Annotated in this window: 14 protein-coding genes; 7 read left to right on the top strand and 7 right to left on the bottom strand. The window is 57.4% G+C overall.

Annotated elements, in window-relative coordinates:
• Window positions 1–9: 9 nt before the first annotated feature.
• Together VFX97_18410 and VFX97_18405 are read left to right on the top strand one after the other, a co-directional pair.
• On the top strand, window positions 10–564 hold the full coding sequence (locus VFX97_18410; GenBank protein HEX5705179.1) for a hypothetical protein: 555 nt from the start codon (window positions 10–12) through the stop codon (window positions 562–564).
• Window positions 565–622: 58 nt separating this feature from the next.
• Complete coding sequence (locus tag VFX97_18405; protein ID HEX5705178.1) at window positions 623–1,447, top strand: hypothetical protein; 825 nt, start codon at window positions 623–625, stop codon at window positions 1,445–1,447.
• A gap of 122 nt (window positions 1,448–1,569) precedes the next feature.
• Here VFX97_18405 and VFX97_18400 read toward each other — a convergent pair whose 3' ends face one another.
• The 3 genes from VFX97_18400 to VFX97_18390 all read right to left on the bottom strand — a co-directional run bounded on the left by VFX97_18400 (window position 1,570) and on the right by VFX97_18390 (window position 6,084).
• Window positions 1,570–2,202: a thymidine kinase gene (locus tag VFX97_18400; protein HEX5705177.1), complete on the bottom strand. Its 633-nt coding sequence runs from the start codon at window positions 2,200–2,202 to the stop codon at window positions 1,570–1,572.
• A 79-nt stretch (window positions 2,203–2,281) separates the two neighbouring features.
• Window positions 2,282–3,889 carry a hydantoinase B/oxoprolinase family protein gene (locus VFX97_18395; protein ID HEX5705176.1) on the bottom strand — a complete coding sequence of 536 codons (1,608 nt, stop codon included), beginning with the start codon at window positions 3,887–3,889 and terminating at the stop codon, window positions 2,282–2,284.
• Window positions 3,890–3,993: 104 nt separating this feature from the next.
• Complete coding sequence (locus VFX97_18390; protein HEX5705175.1) at window positions 3,994–6,084, bottom strand: hydantoinase/oxoprolinase family protein; 2,091 nt, start codon at window positions 6,082–6,084, stop codon at window positions 3,994–3,996.
• Between the two features lie 104 nt (window positions 6,085–6,188).
• Between VFX97_18390 and VFX97_18385 the strand changes: the two genes are divergently transcribed.
• The gene (locus tag VFX97_18385) at window positions 6,189–6,947 is read left to right on the top strand and encodes a hypothetical protein (protein ID HEX5705174.1); all 759 of its coding nucleotides are present in this window, start codon (window positions 6,189–6,191) and stop codon (window positions 6,945–6,947) included.
• 94 nt (window positions 6,948–7,041) lie between these two features.
• Here VFX97_18385 and VFX97_18380 read toward each other — a convergent pair whose 3' ends face one another.
• Window positions 7,042–8,148, bottom strand: a complete 1,107-nt coding sequence (locus VFX97_18380; GenBank protein HEX5705173.1) for a Gfo/Idh/MocA family oxidoreductase — start codon at window positions 8,146–8,148, stop codon at window positions 7,042–7,044.
• A 140-nt stretch (window positions 8,149–8,288) separates the two neighbouring features.
• Between VFX97_18380 and VFX97_18375 the strand changes: the two genes are divergently transcribed.
• The 4 genes from VFX97_18375 to VFX97_18360 all read left to right on the top strand — a co-directional run bounded on the left by VFX97_18375 (window position 8,289) and on the right by VFX97_18360 (window position 12,738).
• A complete protein-coding gene (locus VFX97_18375; protein HEX5705172.1) occupies window positions 8,289–10,328 on the top strand; it encodes a DUF2339 domain-containing protein in 2,040 nt (679 codons plus the stop codon).
• Window positions 10,325–11,617, top strand: a complete 1,293-nt coding sequence (locus VFX97_18370; protein HEX5705171.1) for a DUF3999 family protein — start codon at window positions 10,325–10,327, stop codon at window positions 11,615–11,617. The genes VFX97_18375 and VFX97_18370 overlap by 4 nt, the downstream gene beginning before the upstream one ends.
• Window positions 11,618–11,666: 49 nt before the next feature.
• Window positions 11,667–12,047 (top strand): hypothetical protein, encoded by a 381-nt coding sequence (locus tag VFX97_18365; protein HEX5705170.1) that lies wholly within the window; start codon window positions 11,667–11,669, stop codon window positions 12,045–12,047.
• A gap of 121 nt (window positions 12,048–12,168) precedes the next feature.
• A complete protein-coding gene (locus tag VFX97_18360; protein HEX5705169.1) occupies window positions 12,169–12,738 on the top strand; it encodes a hypothetical protein in 570 nt (189 codons plus the stop codon).
• Window positions 12,739–12,750: 12 nt separating this feature from the next.
• Here VFX97_18360 and dusB read toward each other — a convergent pair whose 3' ends face one another.
• From dusB to VFX97_18345, 3 genes are all read right to left on the bottom strand, one after another.
• The gene (gene dusB, locus VFX97_18355) at window positions 12,751–13,827 is read right to left on the bottom strand and encodes a tRNA dihydrouridine synthase DusB (GenBank protein ID HEX5705168.1); all 1,077 of its coding nucleotides are present in this window, start codon (window positions 13,825–13,827) and stop codon (window positions 12,751–12,753) included.
• A 64-nt stretch (window positions 13,828–13,891) separates the two neighbouring features.
• Window positions 13,892–14,968, bottom strand: coding sequence for a rod shape-determining protein (locus VFX97_18350; protein HEX5705167.1), 1,077 nt, complete (start codon window positions 14,966–14,968; stop codon window positions 13,892–13,894).
• Window positions 14,969–15,253: 285 nt separating this feature from the next.
• A complete protein-coding gene (locus VFX97_18345; protein ID HEX5705166.1) occupies window positions 15,254–15,835 on the bottom strand; it encodes a L,D-transpeptidase in 582 nt (193 codons plus the stop codon).
• Window positions 15,836–15,970: the final 135 nt, after the last annotated feature.

Genomic DNA, 15,970 nt, shown 5'->3' with positions numbered 1-15,970 from the left:
GCTAACCTCATGAAGAAAGATTGGGTTCTAACTCGGGAGTCTTTCGAGGCTTTACTCGCCTGGCTTGATCCAGATCGCGAAGGGGCCGCGCTGAAGTACGAGACTGTTCGCCTCCGACTCATCAAGATCTTCGCTTGTCGCGGCTGTTCTGAAGCCGAAGACCTGGCCGACGAAACGATCAACCGGGTCACGAGTAAACTTCCCGAAATTCAGGCTTCGTACACCGGCGAGCCGGCTCGTTATTTTTATGGCGTTGCAAACAAAATACATCTCGAGTATATGCGGCGAAAGCCGGTTCCGCCGTTGCCCGTCGCGACGACCGATCATGAGCAAGCTGAACTAGAGTATGCGTGTCTCGATCGCTGTGTCGCGAAACTGCCTCCCGAACATCGAGGGCTGGTTTTATCCTACTATCAGGAAGAAAAGCACGCGAAAATCGAACATCGCAAATTATTGGCAGCCCGGCTGGGAATTGCCGCGAACGCCTTGAGAATTCGGGCCCATCGCATCCGCGCGGCGCTCCAGCAGTGCGTAAAAGAATGCGTGCAGGAATCTGCGGCCTGAAATACTAAGCAGGAAAAAATCATTCAGGTTAGAGATTATCGCGGCGGGGTTCAGGAAATTGGAAACAAACGAAACACAACGGCAAACAATTCGTGACTATCTGCTCGGCGATCTGGTGGGTGAGCAGCAGACTCAGTTTGAAGAGCGGCTGCTAGCGAGCGATACCGTCTACGAGGAACTTGTCATGATTGAGGACGAGTTGATTGACGAGTATCTTCATGAGGGACTCTCGGCGCGAGAGCGTGAAAGTTTTGAATCGCACTTCCTGGCTGCTCCCGAACATCAGGAAAAACTACGCTTTGCGCGAACCTTCACGAAATATGTGACCGCTGAAGGTCCGAAATATCAGCTCGCCACAGACGAGCGCGTCGCGGAAGAGCCACCTACGAAAATCAGCCGTCCCTCGTCGCGTTGGTTCGGTTTCCTGCCGATTCGAAATCCAATTTACGGCTATGCCCTGACGGCCGCCCTCGTTCTGGTGGTTGTAGGAGTTACCTGGCTCGGATGGCGCAACTTGAATTCAGGTCTGCGTGATCCGGGTCGCGTGCATTCCGTCGTGCTCACATCGGGCCTCAGCCGTGACGCCGGTGACGAGAGCAAACCTGTTACCGTTCCGGCTGACACTGACACCTTACGTTTACGCCTTCTGCTGGATCAACTACGCCACAACTCGTACGAAGCCACGCTTGACGCTGGGGGCCGGACTCTAACTTCAAGGAGTAATCTCCCGAAAGAAGTAGACAATGGACAGCCTGCAGTTGTGTTGGATGTACCCGCGCGCCTGGTGCCTGCCGGCGACTATCGAGTCAAACTAGGTGGCGTGAATCCGGATGGCAACCGTGAGATCGTCGCCAGCTATTCCTTCAGAATTCAAAATCCCTAAACTTTTCCCTTGCGTCAGACGCGACGTGAAATGTTTTGTCGCCACGATGCATATCCAGTTAGAGCAGCCCAACAGTAACCGAACCCAATACTTCCTCCCACTTGGGCTGCCGCAACTTTCCCTCACCCCTCGTGGACTGTCGGGGCGTCGGCATGTGGTTTGAAACAAGCACGGCAGCGTGCTTCGTACATGTCGGCGCCGCCGACGGCGACTCGCTCTTCAGATTGAACAGTTCTTTGCGTGTAGTTTGCGGGCTGACCGCATCTCATGCAGATCGCGTGCGTCTTAGTGATGTATTCGGCGATTGCCAGCATTTGCGGCATCGGCTCCCAGGGCTTGGCGGTGTAATCGGTATCAAGTCCGGCCACGATTACGCGCATCCCACGTCCCGCCAATTCATTGGCCACCGCAATTAGCTCGTTGTCGAAGAATTGAGCTTCATCGATTCCCACAACTTCAGTTTCCGGCTGCACCAGCGCGCGAATCTCGGCCGCCGTGCGCACGTTCGAAGATTCGTGCCGCATTTCCGAGTGCGAGACGATATGGTTTTCCGAAAAGCGCGAATCGATTTCAGGCTTGAACACCTGCACCTTTTGCCGGGCGATCTTTGCGCGACGCAAGCGACGAATTAGTTCTTCCGACTTGCCGGAAAACATCGAGCCGGCAATCACTTCGACCCATCCGGCGTGCGAAGCAGCGCGATGTTCTCTGCGGGCGGGGACTTCGTTTTCTTCGGGTTCAAGCGTGCGAATCATTTTTGCGGTGGCACTCATTAAAGTCGTATCTCGGATAAACTTGTCTTGAAAACCGACGCAGTCTAGCACAATCCACAGGTTACTTTCCGTATCCGCCACCACCTGGTGTTTCGATGCGCACCCGATCGCCGATTTCAAGATGCCAGCCTCCTTTTGAAGTTAATTCTTCGCGGCGGCCGTCGCGGCGAATGATAAAAGCTCGGCCGCGCTCGCCGTCGCCGCCGTTCTCCAATCCATAAGGCGCAAGCTTGCGCCGATCCGCGAGCAGCGCGACGCTGACGGGCGCAAGCGTTTCAATTTCACGAATGGCGCCGTCGCCGCCTTTGAACTTTCCTTTGCCACCCGAATTTTTGCGAATGCGATATTCACGAATGCGCAGCGGGTAAGCGTACTCAAGCGCTTCAGCCGGTGTGTTGAGGCTGTTCGTCATGTGCGTGTGGGTCGCGTTCATTCCGTCGAGCGTGGGACGCGCGCCCATGCCGCCGGCAACTGTTTCGTAGTAGGAAAACTCTCGGCCGGTGCGCGGATCGATGCCGCCAATCGTCAGATTGTTCATCGTGCCCTGGCTGGCGGCGGGAATCCGATCAGGTAGAGCTTGCGAAAGAGCTTTAAAAACGACATCGACGATCCGTTGCGATGTTTCGACATTGCCGCCGGCAACCGACGAAGGCGGCAGCGCGTTGACGACCGTTCCTTTTGGCGCGATGACATCGATTGGCTCGATTAATCCGGCACTCGCCGGTACGTCGCCCCCAACCAGACAACGAAAACAATATGACACTGCCGAGACGGTAATCGCTTCTACAGCATTGATTGCGCCGGCGACCTGGGGACTGCTGCCGGTGAAATCTACTGTCGCGTGTTCGTCTTTAATCGTAATGCGAACCCGGATCGGAATCTCGTCGTTGCTGATGCCATCATCATCCAAAGCGTCCTCCGCTTCGTAAGTTCCGTTGGGAATTGCGGCAAGCGTCGCTCGCATCATTCGTGCGGAATACGAGATCAAGTGTTGCGCGTAGGCGCGCGCTTCTTTCTCACCGCGCCGCTCAACAATCTCCAGCAGTCGCATTTCGCCGGTTTTCAACGATCCGATTTGAGCTTCGAAGTCTGCGCGCCGTTCATCGCTGCCGCGGACGTTCGTGAGAATTAGCTTCATCACGTCCTCGACGACTTCGCCGGCGCGCATGATTCGAATGGGCGGAATCCGCACGCCTTCCCCGTAGACGTCTGTGGCGATTCCCATCGAGCCGGGTGTCGCCCCGCCGATGTCTGCATGATGTGCGCGATTAGCAACGTAGAAGAGGGTCCGTTTTCCGTCGTCCGTTGTCCGTTTTCTTTTTACAACTGACGACTGACTACTGACCACTGACGCGACCAGGGTAACGTCCGGCAAGTGTGTGCCGCCGGCGAACGGATCGTTGACGGCGACAACATCTCCGGGTCCGATTTCGACTTCGCGCAAAGCCGCGGCCACCGCCATAGGCATTGAGCCGAGATGCACCGGCATGTGATCACCCTGCGCGATGACGCGACCTGCCGAGTCGAACACGGCGCACGAGTAGTCGCGCCGCTCTTTAATGTTCGGAGAGAACGCAGTCCGCCGCAGCGCCGTGCCCATCTCTTCCGCGACGGACGTGTAGAGCGCGCGGTAGATTTCGAGCGTTGTAGGATCGAATTTATTGGTCATCAAGGTTTCGTGCTCGATGCGGTCAGTACCACCTGCGTCGGCGGGTGGGTCCGAGTTTCAACGTAATCTCTTTAACTCACCCGCTTACGCGGGTGGTATTGACCTCACACCTTCACAATCACATTCCCGCCAGCATCAATGCCGGCGCCGCAACCGTCTGGCACCAATGTCGTCGCCGAATACTCGGCCACAATACACGGCACGTGTAAACGCGCACCCGCCGAAAGCTTCTCGCGTTGATACAGTGCGGCCCCAACCTTCTTTCGTCCGAAATAGGTCTCGACCGTATCGTGCGGTGTCGCGACCGCGTTCGCCGCGACTCTTGCGCGTTGTGTCTTCAATTTCTCGACGACGCCGATCGAACGAACCCGCGCACTGACAATTTCCACGACATTCTTTACCTGCGCATAACCATACCGGGCGCGATGCACCCGATGAAAAGCTGCGGCGATACTGCCACTCGTCTGTTTGATCTGAAGTTCAAATGACTGTCCTTTGTACCGCGCGGCCAGCGAGCGTTCGTGGCGTTGTTTGGGTTCAGGATAGCCTTCGCTTTTAAGCACGGAGCGCGCTTCGGCTTCCAGTTCGCGGAACACGCGATCGAGTTTCCGGGTGACGTCCGGGCCGGCTTCCCACATCACTGTGCGGCTTTGCTCTTTCACCACGTCGGCCGCCAGGACCCCTATCGCTGAGAGCGCACCGGGAGCGAACGGCAGCAGCACCCGCGGAATCTGCAACGCTCGCGCCAGCTCGACGGCATGCAATCCGCCCGCGCCGCCAAAGGGAACCAGGGTGAATGCGCGGGGATCATGTCCGCGCTCAACCGAAATGTGTCGCAGCGCGCGTTCCATGTTTGTGTTGACTACATCCAGCACGCCTTGCGCCGCTTCGACGGCGCTTACTTTTCGTTGCGCGGCTGTGCTCAAACCCGCGGCTAAGCTCTCGAGCGCTTGGCGCGCCCGTTTGTTGTCCAGCTGGAACTCACCGCCCAGTAACGAAGCGTTTGGAAAGTGGCCCAGCACGACGTGGGCGTCGGTGACTGTCGGCAAAAACGATCTGCCGTAAGAGGCCGGTCCGGGATCCGCGCCCGCCGATTCCGGACCGACGCGCAAACTTCCGCCTTCGTCCACACGCGCAATCGATCCACCGCCGGCGCCGACGGTGTGAATATCCATCATCGGCACAGCGACCGGCACGCCGGCGACGATCGCTTCGTTCGTGAGCCGCATCCCGTCGCGATCACAGAGCGCGACATCAGTGGAGGTGCCACCCATATCAAACGTGATGATTTTTTCAATCCGCGCAGCTTGCGCCACACGCAACGCGCCCACCACGCCGCCCGCGGGGCCGGACAAGACGGTGCGCACCGGTTCGTGCGCTGCAGCTTCCGCCGAGATGCTGCCACCGGACGATTGCATGACGCGCAAGGAAAGAGACGGTCTTTGTACTTTGGTCTTTGGACTCGGATCCTCTGATTGGACGAGCGCATTTACTGCGGCGGATTCGCTTAAGCGTCGAAGATATTTCCCCATTAATGGTTGCAAGTACGCATTTACGCAAACCGTCGATGTGCGTTCGTATTCACGATACTCAGGCAGAATTTGATGAGAGACCGAGAGCGGGACGTTCAACTCACTCAGCGTTTGCAGAATTCGCCGTTCATGCTCGACGTGGGCGAACGAAAACAGCAAAGAGATTGCGATCGATTCGGGTTTGCCTTTGCGGACGCGCCGCAGCAAGCCCGCCACGTCGCCATCCGTGAGCGGCTCAATTACTTCGCCCGACGCCGCGACGCGTTCGGAAACGCCAAATCGCAAATCGCCGGCGACGAGCGGCGGCGGCTTGATGGCGTTCAAGTTATAAAGTTCAGGTCGAGCCTGGCGGCCGATTTCGATGACATCTTCAAAGCCCGACGTCGTCACCAACGCCACGCGCGCGCCGCGCCGCTGAAGCAGCGCGTTGGTTCCGACGGTAGTCCCGTGAATGACTTCAATTACGGCGACCGGCGCGGAATGCTCTTCGATGATTTTCCGCAACCCTTCAGTAATGGCGCGTGAAGGATCGTCTGGCGTCGATGCAACTTTAAAGACGTGAATTTCGCCGTCCACTGCGTAAACGAAATCCGTAAACGTGCCGCCGGTATCGACGCCGACACGAAAAGATGTTTCCGCTGTTTGGCGATGTTTCCTGACCATCCGTGATGAAGGACAGCCACTATAGCACTGGTGTTTTCATTGACAAGAAACAGATTAACGGTGTAAATAGGCGCGCCTTTGCATCCAGCATCAGGAGTTCCGACATGAAAGTTCGCTCATCGATCTACGCCGGTATTGCGCTCATCTTGCTCGTCGTCTGTGTCATCGCGTGCAAGTCAACCAGCAACTCGACCAGTACTAATCAACCGACGAACTCGAGCACGAATAGCTCGACGGTAACATCTTCTTCCTCTGACACGACGGCGCCGGCGACAACGGCAAACATCGCCGGCAAGTACAACGTCACCGGCACGAATCCGAATAGCGCACCCTATCGCGGCACGCTGGAAATAATTCCGCATGGCGATGTCTATCAGTTTCGCTGGAACGCGGGCTCTCAGTATGACGGCGTCGGCGTCGTCAACGGCGATGTGGTGGCCGTGGCTTTCGCCGCCGGCGCAAACGGCAAAGGTTGCGGGGTCATCGATTACCTGATTCGGAACGATGGTTCGCTCGCGGGACGCTGGGGGTATTGGGGCGTCGATGAAGCGGGCAACGAAGATGCGACGCGCGTCAGCGGTTCCGAGCTGGCCGCCGACTACGACGCCGCCGGCAAGAACCCGAACGGCACAAGCTATAAATCGAAACTCACCGTCGAGCCGGCCGGCAATCTTTATCGCTTCGTCTGGAGCAACAACACGGATGGCGTCGGCATTAAACGTGGCAACCACGTGGCGGTTGGCATCGGCGGCGCGCGCTGCGGATTTGTCGCTTATGAAATCAAGCCGGATGGAACCCTCGACGGCGTGTGGGGCGGTTACGGCAGCGATAAGACGGGAACTGAGACGGCAACGAAGCAGTGAAGTCAGAACCGCCTGCGGCGCGGGGTCCCCACGCGGGCATCCCGCGTGGGGTGCAGGATGCGGGCGGTTGGTCTTTCAACTCCAACAGCGCAGATCAACGGCCCGCTACCGCAGGCCGTTCTGACCTTACCCACCGGCCCTTCTCATTCGATCTGCGCGCGGCATCCAGGACCAGTTGCGTCTGATAGCCGTCTTCAAACGTCGCGGCCCCTTCAACTGTGGTTCGCCCCGCGCGCAGCGCGGCGACAATTTCCTGGGCAAAGGCCGTAAACCCGCGCGCCCAACTCGAGTCAATCATCCCCGCTGCCAACTCACCAGACTCTTTATCGACAATCTGCCAACCACTTCCGCCTGCTCTTGCCTGCCGTATCTCACCGAGTTCGCCGACGCCAAGCGCGCCGCTGCTGCCCAGCAATTCAATTTCGTTTTGCGGCGCGCCGGCTTCGACCAGCGACATGGAAACGTTACCGGTCGCCGATTCCGTCAACTCGCCGTCCTCGAACCGTAGAAGCAAATTAGCTTCATCGTCCGTCGTAACCTCGCGCAATTGCCCCTGCTCGTCTTTCCGCTCACGCACGTGCGTCGCGAGTTTACAAAAAACTTCCGACACTTCAGCGCCGAGCATCCAGCGGCAACTGTCGATCATGTGCGAACCGATCGCCCCCAGCGCGCCGCCGCCCTGCTTAACATCCGACCACCAGTTCCACGGCCGATCAACGTGCGCGCGCGATTCTGACCGAAAGATCACCTGCACGTGTTTCACTCGTCCAATGTCACCGCGGTGCACCAGTTCACGCGTCTTGATTCGCCCGGGCAGAAATCTGAGTTCGTGATCGATCAGTGCGAGTACGTCTTTCTCTTTCGCGCGCTCCATCATGCGGCGCGCTTCGTCCGCATTCATCGCCATTGGTTTCTCGCACAACACTGCTTTGCCGGCATCAAGCGCGGCCAGCGTCATTTCACAGTGCGTCACAACCGGCGTCACGATGCTGACAAGATCGACGTCTGGACGCGCGACCACGCCGCGCCAATCGTCCTCAACGTTCGGGATATCGAATTCGCGCGCGACTGCTTCAGCGTTTTCCCGATGGGCGCTGGCGATCGCGACGATCTGCGCGCCTTCACAGTTTTTGAATCCGGGAATCTGCGTGGTGCGCGCGAAGCCGGCGCCAATGATTCCAATGCGAACAGCGTTTTTCATAAGCGACTATTTGAGACGTCGCAGTATCTCACCAGAATCACGTAGCCGTCTAAGTTTATTGACTTGCCTGGGATGGAAAAATAGAATGCGCGCGTTTTCAAGCCATTGCATTCTTTCGCCGTCTGGACGGCCCGCGTCCTATGAACGAAGATTCGCTGCTCCTGGTCCTCGCCCTCTTTGTTCTGGCATTGCTGGTGGCGATGATCGTTCTTCCCATCATTTCGATAATCGTCTCCGTCCGCACGCGAACAAAACTTAATCAGACACTCTGGCAAAAGGAATCTGTTCCGCCACCGGGCGCCAGTCCGACACCGAAGTTGTTGTCGGATGCCCTTCAACAACTGACGGTTCGCGTCGCGCGTCTGGAAGCTGCGATGAAAATGCCGCGACCGGCTGCGCCGCCCAAGCCCGCGGAAGAACGTCCGCCGGAAACAGCAACTCCTCCAACGCCGCCAGCAGTTGGGCCGCCGACGCCGATCGCCCAGGCGCCGACTCCAGTTGCGCCGCCGCCACCTGCGCACGCCCCGGCATCATCTACCCGCACCATTCACGCCGCAGAGCTTGAATCGATGATCGGCCGGCGCTGGTTGGGTTGGGCGGCAATCGGATTAATTCTTTTCGCAACTGCGTTCTTTCTGAAGTATGCCTTCGACAATCGCTGGATTGGCGAGCTCGGCCGCGTGACCATTGGCGTTGGCGCGGGAATCACTCTGACGGCTCTTGGGTTCCGGTATCACAAACGCGGATGGCGCGTCTTTTCACAAATTCTCACCGGCGGCGGCATCGTGCTGCTCTACCTTTCGGCTTACGCATCGTTCGGACTCTATCACCTTGCGCCGCAGCGGGCCGCGTTCGTTTACATGACGATTCTGATTGCCGAAGCGGCCGTCCTGGCCCTGCTCTACAACGCGCCGGCAATCGCGGTGATGGCTTTGCTCGGAGGCTTCCTGGTTCCGGTGCTGCTGCGTTCGGATCGAGATCAGTACCGCGCCCTCTTCGGCTATATCTTTGCACTCGATGTCGCCGCGCTCGCGTTGTTGAGACACTGGGTGGGATTGAGCTCAATCGCTTTTGGCGGGACGCACCTGCTGTTTTGGCTTTGGTATGTGGAGAGATATCACCCGCGCAAGCTTGGGGTGGTGATCACGTTTCAGACGGCCGTCTTCCTCGCGTTTCTGTTGACTCACGTGGCCAGTCGATGGTTGAAGAAACAAGCGATCGAGTTCGACGACTGGACTGCATTCGTAAGCAATCCTCTGAAGTTCATCACGAGCTTCGAGAGTTTTTCCCTCCTCATCATCAATCCCTTCGTATTTTTCGCGACCGCATATCATCTTCTCAATCCGAACTATCACGATTGGATGGGCACGCTCGCCGTCGGCATGGCGTTGATTTACGCCGCGGTCGCCAAGCTGCTGCTTGATCGAAAAGCCACGACGCGCACTGAACTGCTCCTGATGATTGGCGTGGCGTTAGCTTTCATCACGCTGGCGATTCCACTTCAGTTCAAGACGAACTGGATCACGATTGCCTGGGCAATCGAGGGGCTCGTAATCCTCTGGGCAGGAATCGAAATCAGATCAGCACGGCTGCGGGCAATGGCGCACGGCGTCTTTGCGCTGGCAGTGCTGAAACTCGTCTTCTGGGACACGCCGTACGGTTATCGCGCTCCATTCACGCCTGTGCTGAATAAGTATTTTCTGACGTCGTTATTCGTCACGGCGTGTTTATTTGCGGCCGCGCTGGCGTATCAACGGCTGGGCGAGCGCAAGCAGATCGTCGCCAGGACCTTCCAACTTGTGGGTTTAATCGCGGCCATCGTCACGTTGTGGTTCATCATGACGGTCGAGACGCAGACGTTCTTCTCTGGTCGCGCGGACCGGTTGAAAGCGGCAGAAGACATTCACCATCAACGCTGGCTCGGGCAGATGGCGTTGTCGGTGCTTTGGTCAGTTTATGCCTCGGTCCTTATGGCCATTGGTTTCATCAGGCGCACCGCCGCCGTTCGCTGGGCGGCGCTATCGTTGTTTGCCCTGACGATTGTGAAAGTCATGCTCGTCGATCTCGCAGTGCTCAGACAGCTCTATCGCATTATTGCTTTCTTTGTGCTCGGCCTCTTGCTGCTGATCGTTGCGTGGGGCTATCACAGAGTCTTCCATTCGAAGGAGTCGTCCACATGAAAAGGCGCGCTTTCATTCTTTCGATTGCGATCGTCGCCGCTTTGCCGGGCGTTGCGGTCATCGCCCAATCGGCACTTTCATCCTGGCCTTTCTTTGTTGAAGTCACGCCGGTTGCTGCGGGCCTCAATCAATTCGCCGTGCCGCTTCATGTGCTGGACAAAGCGGGAGCGAACCTGGGCGATTTGCGGCTTTATGACGCGAACAGCCGAGAGATTCCCTACGCCGTACTCATTCGCGCCGGCGAAGACGACGCGGAAGAGGTCAACGGCACCCTGTTCAATCAGGCAAACATCGGTTCGACCGCGCGCGAAGTTTCCGTAGACCTCGGAGAAGATCCGGGCGAGCACAACGAAGTCGAGATTGAAACCGAAGGCATGAATTTCCGCCGCTCCGTCGAAGTCGAAGGCGGCGACACGGCGACAGGCTGGAAGACACTGACAACGAGCGGCGTCATTTTCAGCTTTGGCGCAGCGAACAGCACCGCGCGATCAAACCGCGTCAGTTATCCAGTCAGCCGGTATCGCTATCTGCGCGTGCGGGTTTCGGCGGACAAGCCGAGAGAAGAACAGTCTCCGGTGATCACGAGCGTGAAAGTACTGATGAGTCGCCGGGAAAAAAGCGAAATCACAAACTGGGAAGTATCAGTCCCTCAACCCCAGTTGCTTCGTCACAATAGCGCGCCCGCTTCCTCCTGGACGCTGGATCTGGGCGCGCGCGTTCCCTGCGATCGGCTCTTGCTGACGGTTCACGATGAATCCTTCTCGCGACCTTTCGAAGTCGAGGTGGTGGACGATCCGAACAACATCCGTCTGGTTGCTTCCGGCGAGTTGACCCGGCGGCGCGGCGAACAGAAACCGGCGACAATCACTTTCAACGACGAAGTGTATGCGCGCAAACTTCGTTTGATCGTTACCGACCATAGCAATCGGTCTTTGAGCATTTTCGCAGTTGAAGCCGGCGCCCCGCTGCGGCAATTGTTTTTCGAACTGAAAGAACCGTCCGCCCAGCCGCTGCGCCTGTATTTTGGAAACGCCAACGCCACCGAGCCGCATTACGACTTTGAAGACGAGTTGCAATCCAGATTAACCGCGCCAGTCGCCGCCACCGCGGCCGGCCCGCTCACGAATAATCCCGACTATCGACCTGCTCCGTTGCCTTTTACTGAACGCGTGCCGTGGTTGATTTACATCGTGCTCACCGCCTCCAGCGTTGTTCTGGGGTTAATTCTGTTCAGCCTGGCTCGCAACGCTCGAAATTACGAGCAAGCTAATGCGCAGCCCGACCCTTGATTAATGCTGGAGCCCCCGATTCAAAGACACAGTTCGAAGAGGAGATGAAATGAGGCTATCAGTAATTTTTACGGTCGTACTTTGCAGTTGCTTATCATTGGCGCAGTCCGCCGATCGCCCGCCGCAGCCGACGGCGCCGGCAAAGCAATACTTCATCGCAATCTTCTCACGCGGGACTGCCTGGGAGGACGCTAAGCCGGCCAATGAACAGATTGGTTTCAAAGAACACAGCGAGAATCTGCGACGCTTGCGATCGGAGAAAAGGATCGCAATCGGAGCCAGATACGCTGACAAAGGGATGGTGATCGTTGAAGCCAAAGACGAAAACGACGCACGGTCGCTGTTTGTGTCGGATGTCATGGTTGAGAAAAAGACCTTTACGCTTGAGTTGCACCAGTTTCGACCTTTCTACAAAGGCTCGATTGAGTAAATTCAGTGGCCCTTCGTCACCGGCGTTTCCCGCGCGTCGTGTGGTTCTGCTAGGATCGCGGTGCAATCATTAACGGGCTTGTCCAGGATGAGCCGGCATTTCATTTTAATCGGAGGCAAATATGGCGGATGACGCAATGGCCAAGCGTGGCAAAGGACTCGAGGAAGAATACTTTCATCGCAAAGAACAAGAGTTGATCGAAAAGCTTCGCAAGCGGCGCGAGGCCGAAGCACAGATGAAAGAGCTTGCGGAAGCGAGCGGGATTCCAAACGAAGACATCCTGAAAACGTTACAGGACCTCGGGTACACGCGCGACACCGTTTCGTTGTTGCACCTCATGCCGCTTATTAGCGTCGCGTGGGCGGACAACAAAGTCAGCGGGCCCGAGCGTGAAATGATTCTCGAGGCAGCGCGCCTTCACGGTGTGGCTGAAGACGGCGCGGCTTACCAACAACTTAATGATTGGTTAACGCATCGGCCGAGCGACGAATTCCTCGAGCAAACTTTGCGCGTGATCGCCGATATTAGCGGCACCGAGTCGCCAGAAGACAAAAAGATTGACCGCGAGAAACTGCTCGAACTCTCCATGCGGGTCGCGGCCGCTTCCGGTGGCATTCTGGGATTAGGCAGCAAGATTTCTGCTGAAGAGCAGGCGCTGCTCGATCGGCTGGCTAAGCAACTCGGAAAGTAATCGCGAAAGGAATTACACCGCAACCGTCGCCGCTTCGCAGGAATCGAGCACGGGGGCTTCGATGATTTCGCCGGGGGGACGGCCTTCGCCGTAGTAGGGAAGCCCGTTGTTGATTGCTTCAAAGTATTCCGAGATCCGTCCGAGAATCTCATCGACTGAATGTGAATGATAGAGCGCGGTGCGGAAGAGCGCGCCGCCCTGCAAGCCGCGCGTAAACTGTCCGGCGAGCTGCTTCATCCTTCCAATCGCCGCGATCATCGGCATGTCCTGTTGCAGCATTTCAAAGTATTCGAGCAGCAGCGCGCGCTTGTCTTCCAACGTCGGTTGAAACGGTTCGCGGCCGTGCATCACATCTTCGATCTGCCGGAAGATCCACGGATTGGCCATCGCGCCACGTCCAATTAACACGCCATCACAGCCAGTCTCGCGAAAACGATCGAAGGTCTGCTGAATCGTCGTCACGTCGCCGCTGCCCGAAACCGGCACCTTCACAACTTCCTTAACCGCGCGCACCAAATCCCAATTGGCGAGCCCGCGATAGCCCTGCTCTTTTGTCCGACCGTGCAGCGCGATGTGCTCAACCCCGCAGTCTTCAGCAAGCTTAGCGGTATCGACCGCGTTGATAGTGCTGTCCGAATAGCCGGCGCGAATCTTTATCGTCAGCGGAATTGTGATCGCTTTCTTGATCTCTTTCAGAATCGTTTCCAGCCGCGGCAGATCGCGCAGCAATCCTGAACCGCCGCCATGCTTCACGACTTTCGGGGCGGGGCAGCCGCAGTTGATGTCGAGAATATCTGCGCCGATTTCTTCCGCCATCTCAGCCGCCATGCGCATGCGCTCAGCCTGGCCGCCGAAAATCTGCACCGCAAACGGCCGCTCGTTTTCGTAAAAGCGCATCTGCCGTTTCGATTTCGGGTTGTTGCGCGTCAAGCCTTCGACCGAGATGAATTCAGAGACAGTCAAGCCGATGCCGCCGCGCTGTTTCAGCAGGCGTCGAAAAGAAATGTCGGTCACGCCCGCCATCGGTGAAAGCACCAGCGGTGGACTGATCTCAACATCGCGTATCTTGAAAGGCTTGATCTCGTTCATAAAAAAGCCACACGAGATTTTACCCCATGTGGCTTTGAAACCCGCGTAGCAGGTTCAAGAACTGCTACCAATTTACTGCCAGCTTCTCTGCCTGTTCCCAAACCGGCCCGTCCAGGCGCAGGGTCGCGCGCTGCAAGCGCTCTGCATCTTCCAATAAACGCCCGGCGCCGAGCGCCACTGTCGTCAGCGGATCTTCAGGGACCGTCACTTTCAGATCGAGTTCACTTTGCAGGCGATCGGACATGCCGTGCAGCAGCGCGCCCCCGCCGGTCAGAATCACGCCTGAATAGTAAATATCGGCGGTAACATCCGGGCTGGCGTCTTCAATCACACGTCGCACTGCTGAGATAATTTCCGAGAGCACGGGCTCGAGCGCCGTGCGGACTTCGCGCGAACTAATGGTCACGGGCTTGGCCGCGCCGTTCGCGAGTTGCTTGCCAACGATCTCAACTTCGCGGTCGAGCTGTGAGTTATGGAATGCTGCGGCCGAGCCAAGCTCGCACTTAATGTGTTCGATCGTGCGCTCGCCAAATGCGACGGCATAGCGCAAACGCAGATAGTCGCGAATCGCGTCGTCCATCGCGTTGCCCGCGGCCGGCAGACTCACCGAATTAACTACGCCGCCCGAGGCGAGAATCGCGATGTTCGTGGTGCCGCCGCCAATGTCGACGACCATGTGAGCGTGTTCGTCTTCGAAATCCAATCCGGCGCCGATTGCTGCCGCCAGTCCTTCGTCAATCAAGTCCACGCGGCCAGCTTTCGCGTCACGCGCGGCATCGCGGACCGAGCGACGTTCGAGCGGCGTCGATGATCCGGGCACGCCGACAACCAGGTGACTTCGCTTTGGATGGTCGTGCTTTTGGACCCGGCTGATAACTGCACGCAGGAACACTTGCGAGATTTCGAAGTTGTCGATCGCGCCGCGTCGCAGCGGCCGATAGACTTCAGTGTCGTTCGGTTCGCGACCGAGCAACTTTAAAGCCGGCGACCCCACTGAGATGACTTCGCGGCTGTACTTGTTGACGGCAACCACCGAAGGCTCGTTCAAAACGACGCCCTGGGTTGGCGTGTAAACAATCGTATTGACCGTGCCTAAATCAATCGCCAAATCTTCTGAGAAAAATCCACTGAGAATATTCATGTTTTTAACCCCGGATCCGCACGCTTTTCGATTAGCTGCGAATTCAACGCCAATTTAGCAACCGATATGCCAGTGACTGAGAAACTGTGGCCGGTAAAAGCCATGGAGTCAGAACGACCTGCGGGAGCGGGCCGTTGAACTGGAAAAACCCTGAATCGTTGGCAAATTCGCGCACCCGCTACCGCAGGTGGTTCTGACTTAATGGCGATCTTGAGAGCGCAGACGCTTTCCGTCGGCAAGGAAGGCGCTCGATTATCGAACGGTGAAGAAGCGGTTCGCGCGGGACTAAGGCAGAATTGTGACGGGCGTGCCGACAGTAGCCACATTGAAGAGTTCGAGGATGTCGTGGTCCTCGAGCGCGACACAACCCCAGGTCCAGTCGCTGCTCGCCCCGCGACCATGAATGTAGATGTCGCCACCCAAAGCCGTGTTCTGGGGCGGCGTCTTTTTCAATTTCAGCGCGCGCAGGATCGCGTCGTGTTGCGCCTTTGTGATGAGGCCATCGCGCAGGCCGCGGTCAGCGTGCGGCGCATTCGGATAGCTGACCCCGAGCGAGAGATAAAACGCGCTCTTGTCATTCCTGGTGAAGATATAGAAGTCGCCTTCCGGAGTGCGGCGATCGCCCTGCCGCACTTTGTCGCCCTGGGGACTCAGGCCGAGTCCGACGCGATACGTTTTCACCAACTTGTTTCCATCGTAGAGAAACAAACGGCGTTCAGCTTTCTTCACGACAATTCGGGGCGATGTGAGCTTGAGCGCGGCTTGATGGGAGTCCGCAGTCCTGATTATCGCAGGAGGAGCGAACGCGGCTGAGCAGATGGCCAGCAGTAGCGCTGCGAGAGTTACCGAAGTCTTGATGCTGTTCATTGTTCCGGTCTTATTCACACCTCGCTTCAGCGAGGTGTTCACAGCCGTTGGGAACTGGTAACCGTTTTTAACGGTTTGCAGAAGCCGTTGAAACGGCTGATGGTTGCCCAAGTTCCAAACCACCTCGCTGAAGCG

It is taken from the genome of Pyrinomonadaceae bacterium, from assembly GCA_036277115.1.
Taxonomy (GTDB): Bacteria; Acidobacteriota; Blastocatellia; order Pyrinomonadales; family Pyrinomonadaceae; genus UBA11740.
Note: the sequence above shows the minus strand (reverse complement) of the source record. Positions and strands in the feature narration are given on the sequence as shown.